Origin of the sequence: Blastomonas sp. CCH1-A6 (genome assembly GCF_001556365.1) — a bacterium.
Classification (GTDB): Bacteria; Pseudomonadota; Alphaproteobacteria; order Sphingomonadales; family Sphingomonadaceae; genus Blastomonas; species Blastomonas ursincola.
Genome location: NZ_LSIS01000287.1, coordinates 1 through 5,028 on the forward strand (window position 1 = coordinate 1; position 5,028 = coordinate 5,028).

General features: G+C 67.5%; 5 protein-coding genes. All 5 read left to right on the forward strand.

All coding sequences use genetic code 11. The features are described from left to right. On the forward strand, positions 1 to 2,537 hold a 2,537-nt coding region (locus AX735_RS13720; protein WP_066281274.1), incomplete at its 5' end, for an AAA family ATPase. A 2-nt stretch (positions 2,538 to 2,539) separates the two neighbouring features. Then, positions 2,540 to 2,776, forward strand: a complete 237-nt coding sequence (locus tag AX735_RS13725; protein WP_033967468.1) for a hypothetical protein — start codon at positions 2,540 to 2,542, stop codon at positions 2,774 to 2,776. A gap of 270 nt (positions 2,777 to 3,046) precedes the next feature. Further along, the gene (locus AX735_RS13730) at positions 3,047 to 3,820 is read left to right on the forward strand and encodes a type IV secretion protein (RefSeq protein WP_024310594.1); all 774 of its coding nucleotides are present in this window, start codon (positions 3,047 to 3,049) and stop codon (positions 3,818 to 3,820) included. Next, positions 3,807 to 4,568, forward strand: a complete 762-nt coding sequence (locus AX735_RS13735; protein WP_010409145.1) for a hypothetical protein — start codon at positions 3,807 to 3,809, stop codon at positions 4,566 to 4,568. Before AX735_RS13730 ends, AX735_RS13735 begins: the two co-directional genes overlap by 14 nt. Positions 4,569 to 4,659: 91 nt before the next feature. After that, positions 4,660 to 4,869: a hypothetical protein gene (locus AX735_RS13740; RefSeq protein ID WP_010409146.1), complete on the forward strand. Its 210-nt coding sequence runs from the start codon at positions 4,660 to 4,662 to the stop codon at positions 4,867 to 4,869. Positions 4,870 to 5,028 lie beyond the last annotated feature (159 nt).

Below are 5,028 nucleotides of genomic sequence, written 5' to 3' on the forward strand. Positions count from 1 at the left end.
TCTGGAAGAACAACACCACGATCGGCGCGGCCTATCACGCCCAGTTTCGCGCCGAGCTGGCAAAGATCGGCTACGAAACAAGCGTCACCGGCAAGCACGGCCAGTTCGAGATCGCCGGCGTGCCTAAGGAGGTGATCGACACCTTCAGCCAGCGGCGCGCCGATATCCTGGCGAAAGCCGGCGAGCTCGGTGTCACCTCCGCCGAGGCGTTGCGCAAGGTGACCAACAATACCCGCGACGCCAAGCTGAACGTCGAGGATCGCGATGCCCTGCGCCAGGAATGGCGTGACCGGGCGGCCGCGCTCGGATTCGACGGCAAGGCACTGGTCGATGCCGCGCGCGAGCGTGCTGGCGCCAGCGGCCTCGATGCCCAGCCACGACCGATGGAGCGCCTCGGTGACGTCCTGGCCAATCTCCGCGAAAGCCTGGGCGAGTTATTCCGACCCGCCGATCCGCTCGTCGCCAGCGGCCTCGACCGGCTGCGCATCGCGCCGGTGGATCTGCGCGCCCAGCACGCCGTCGCCTCCGCGATCCGCATCCATGCCCAACGCGAAGCCGCGTTCGCGGTGCCGGACATCACCAGGACCGCGCTCGACCTCGGGCTGAAGGGTGTCACCGCCGCGCATGTCGACGCGCGCGTCTCCGAGCTCATCCGCAACGAGAAGCTGATTCCGGGCAAGGATGACCGGATCGACAGCGTCGTCACCCATGTCACGACGCCCGAGGCGCTCGCGACGGAGCGCGGCATCCTTGCAGAGATCGAGCGCGGCAAGGGGGAGGGGCGGGTGATCGTCTCCGCCGACACCGTTATCGAGCGGATCAACGCCGCATCGGGCGACAAGGAACTCAATGCAGGGCAGATGGCGGCCGCGACGATGGCGCTCACTTCCGCCGATCGCATCGTCGCGGTCCAGGGCGTCTCGGGCGCCGGCAAGTCGACCATGCTGGCGAGCGTCGCGCGCAATGTCGAGCAGGAAGGCGGCAAGGTGGTCGGTCTCGCGCTCATGAAGGCGACCGCCGATCGTCTCGGCGCCGAAGCCGGCATCGAGAGCCGCACCGTGTCCTCGTTCGTCCACAGCTATGCCCGCCACGCGCTCGCTGGGAAGGGCGCGGGCTATGACGGCGCGCGAGACGCGCTCGCCGGCACCACGCTCATCCTCGACGAAGCCTCGATGGTCGGCTCGGAGCAGATGAAGCACCTGGTCGGCATCGCCAATGCGCTCGGCGTCGATCGCTTCCTGATGATCGGCGATCGCCAGCAGATCACCGCGGTCGACGCCGGCAAGGCGTTCGCGCTCGCGCAGGCCGGCGGGATCACGCTGGCGCGGATGGACGAGAATCTGCGCCAGCGCACCGAGCAGCTGCGCACCGTCGCCGCGCTGACCAACCGCGGCGAGGTGCGCGAGGCGATGGCGATGCTCGGCGACAAGGTCACCGCCAACCCCGAGCATGTGAAGGCCGCGGCCGAACACTGGCTGGGCCTAACCCCCGAACAGCGCGAGACCACCGCGATGTTCTCGTCGGGCCGCGTCGCGCGCGCAGAGCTCAACGTGCGCATCCAGGACGGCCTCGCCGCGGAGGGCACGTTGAAAGGGGACGGCGTCGTCACCCCGGTCCTCGACAAGGTCAACGTCACGCGCGAGGAACTCCGCTACGCGCATACCTATAAGCCCGGCCAGGTGATCGACCTGCGCCATGCCATGCGCGAGCTCGGCCTCAGCCCCGGCACCTATGACGTGCTCGGCGTCGACGCGAAGGGGCGCGTTCAGGTCCAGATCGGCAACCGGGTACGGACCTTCGATCCGCAGAAGATATCGCCGGTCGACAAGACCGACGCGATGCAGCTCGCCCAGCGCGAGCAGATCAAGCTGCATGAGGGCGACAAGATCCGCTGGACCCAGAACGACAAGGACCGCGGCCTCAACAACAACGATATCGCCCGCGTCGTCTCGGCCGACCCGTCGGGGATCAAGGTGGAGGCGAGCGACGGCACCCTCCACGAGCTGAAGGCGGGCGATCCGATGATGGAGCGGATCAGCCTCGCCTACGCGCTCAACATGCACGCGGCGCAGGGCATCACCACCGACACCGCGATCGCGGTGATGAGCCACAGGGAATCGAACCTCTCCAACCAGCGGCTGTTCAACGTCACCGTCACGCGCGTCCGCGACGACATCCAGCTGTTCACCGACGACCGCGAGAAGCTGACCGCCGCGATCGAGCGCAACGAGGGCAACAAGACCTCGGCGCTCGAGACCACCGGCGCGCTGTCGATCGACCCCGATCGCGGCGCTGCCGGCGCAGCCACGAAAGCCGGCGCGGGCGAGACGTTCAACCCTTCGCTGCCGCCCGACCTCGATCGCGGACCGGAGAAAGTCGGAGGCGAGCCGAGCGCAGATACAGCCCGCCCCTCGACCGGCGGCAAGATCGACATCCGTACCGATCCCTCGCTCGACCTCTCCCGGTTCAGCGTCCCGGTCGAGCCCAAAGGGCCTGAACTTCCCTACCCCGAAAAGGACATCGGACTGGAGCTATGAGCATGACCACATCACCACCGACCTGGGACCAGGTGATCGCCACCAAGCACTGGCACGCCTGCGACCTCGACACTCATACGCTCACGCAATGCAGCCAGCTCGCGCGGCGCGACGATGCGCTCGACTGGGGCGGCGAAACGCTTGCGATGGCCGCGATTTTCGGCCTGACCTACGTCTTACTCCTGCCGCTCACCCGCGCGCTGCGTGCCCTCCGGGTCCGGTCCGAGCCAGCACGATGAGCCTCGCCGACCGCGACTATATGCACGGGCCTCCCCGCATCGGTCGGACCTCGCGGCTCGACACGCCGCCCTGCGACGCGATCGAGGGAACGGCCGAGTATGGCCATCAGGCCCGCAGGAAGCCCGTGGAGCCACGGTCAACCGCACCACGCATGATCGTCCCGCTGACGCGCCGGTTGCGTCAGGCGGGACTCCTGGCGGCCGCGGTGGCGGCTTTCACCTTCGCCTGGGCGGTCGGATGCGGAATCGTCAGCGCGTCGCTTCACACCGATGGTGGAATTTTCGTTCCGCCCGCAACCCAAGGTACGCCCGGTGGACGGTAGTTTCCCTTTTCGCTTCCGGCGCCAACCCGAGCCGACGCACGCGACCCTCACGATCGCCGAAACCGCGGATCTGACGGAAGCGGCGCTTGAAGCGGTCCGCGCCGGTGACGGGGGCCGGCTCGCGGTATTCGGCGATGGCGACGCGATCGCCGAACTCGCCGACCAGGTCCGCGACCAGCTGATCGACCCCGCGCGCGGCAACTGGGACTTCTTCGCAGACCATCCGAGCGACTATGCACGCTCGTCCGCGATCGAAGCGTTCCTTCCCGACGATCCTGACGTTTGCTCGGGCTACACCTGCGCTTCGCGCTATGTGCTGCTCCGCGCGATCCAGCATGCCGGCGATGAACCTGGTGCGACCCTTTCGGCCGTCCGCGATCTGATACGGGATCTCCCGCCGGAAGCCGTCGCAGAGGCGGCGGGACACGATTCTGGAAACGGTCACGCCCTGCGTTGGGGAATGACCGTGCTGGCCGGCGTGCGACGAGCGACCCACGCTTTCGCCGACCACGACCGGCTGATGCCCAGGATCTCCATCGCGCGCTGGCTGGCAGGATCGGCGTCGACCATCCTGTTCGTACGACGCGAACCTGGACTGACTTCGAGCGAGGTTGTCGCCGTCGAGGCCTCGCTGCGCGATCACGCGATGCTGTCCAGAATGGACGTGTTTCCCCTGGCTCTCCCCTCGCAGTCGATGGAGGTGGTCGATGGGCATCGATGATCGCGACTATATGCGCGATCGCTACCGCAAGCGGCAGGGGCTCGATCCCGGTGCGACGCAATGGAACGATCGCAAGGCACGGGTCGAGCTGAACCGCTTCGGGTTCAGGAAATCGGTGCCGCTGGGGAGCGCGAGCTGGATATCTGGCGGATCGAAAGGGTCGTGGTTCGAAGCCAGGAACAGGGGCCACGATTATCAGCGCGGTCGATGGCGGCCCCGCCCGCGCTTCACGCCGGCCCCTTACTGGCAGGCGCTGGGCGTCGGTGTTGCCATCGCACTGGTCCTTGCGGCCTGGGCCGGGCAGGGCCAGATCAAGCGCGCAACCTCCAGCCTGTTCGCGTCAATCGTGGGGACGAACACCGGTTTTCCGGAATCGGGAACGGTCGCCGTCTCCTCCAGCGTCGACCTGCGAACCGTCAGAAGCCACCTGACCATTCAGGGTGCGGCAGACAATAGCATCGTCCAGCTGCTCGATCCGGCGACGGCGAAGAACCGGCTGTCGGTCTATGTCCGCGCCTTCGAGCGTGTCACCGTGCCAGCCCCGCTCGGCCAATATCGCGTCCGCTTCATCCACGGCCGCGAATGGGCAGATTCTCGGACCTTCTTCGGCAAGGGCACGCTGCACGACGAGGTTGCCGGCGTGATGCTGTTCACGCGACGGGTCGGGCACACGCTCGATCTTCGTCTGGGGGCCGACAGCAATCTCGTGGTCCGGCGCATCGCCGCCAAACCGGCCTCGATCCAGTGACACTGTCCTTCATCCACGCGCGGGGATTTCGCATCGCACCGCCAGGACCGGCCCCCGCGCGCCGGCACGGCGATCAACCGGGACAGGAGACATGAGCAACTGGGATTTCGAGGAAATGGGCGAGTTCGGCTCGGATGCCGACGCAGACCGCTGGGCGAAGCGCAACAACATCGCCCCGCAGGATGTCCGCATTCGCCGCAAGGGGGACGGGGTTGAGCTGGAGGTCCGGCGCTCGGCGCTGGGCGACAGCAGCGCCCGCCACGATGACCGTCGCGACGGCCGACGCAACGGTTTCTTCTGAAAACGGCCAGGGAAGGAGTACACACGATGAAACTGAAGATGATCGCCGCGCTGGGGCTTGCCGCCCTCTCCGTGGCCTTGCCGTCGGCCGCCAGCGCGCAGTCGTCGGCGCCGGTCCTGCTCGCGATGGCGAGCTTCGCCGGAAGTCATGCCGGCACCG

Excerpts from the sequence above, each read along its gene's own strand:
- AX735_RS13730 (WP_024310594.1), top strand. The coding sequence starts at position 3,047 with ATGGTGGAATTTTCGTTCCGCCCGCAACCCAAGGTACGCCCGGTGGAC.
- AX735_RS13725 (WP_033967468.1), top strand. The coding sequence starts at position 2,540 with ATGACCACATCACCACCGACCTGGGACCAGGTGATCGCCACCAAGCAC.
- AX735_RS13735 (WP_010409145.1), top strand. The coding sequence starts at position 3,807 with ATGGGCATCGATGATCGCGACTATATGCGCGATCGCTACCGCAAGCGG.
- AX735_RS13740 (WP_010409146.1), top strand. The coding sequence starts at position 4,660 with ATGAGCAACTGGGATTTCGAGGAAATGGGCGAGTTCGGCTCGGATGCC.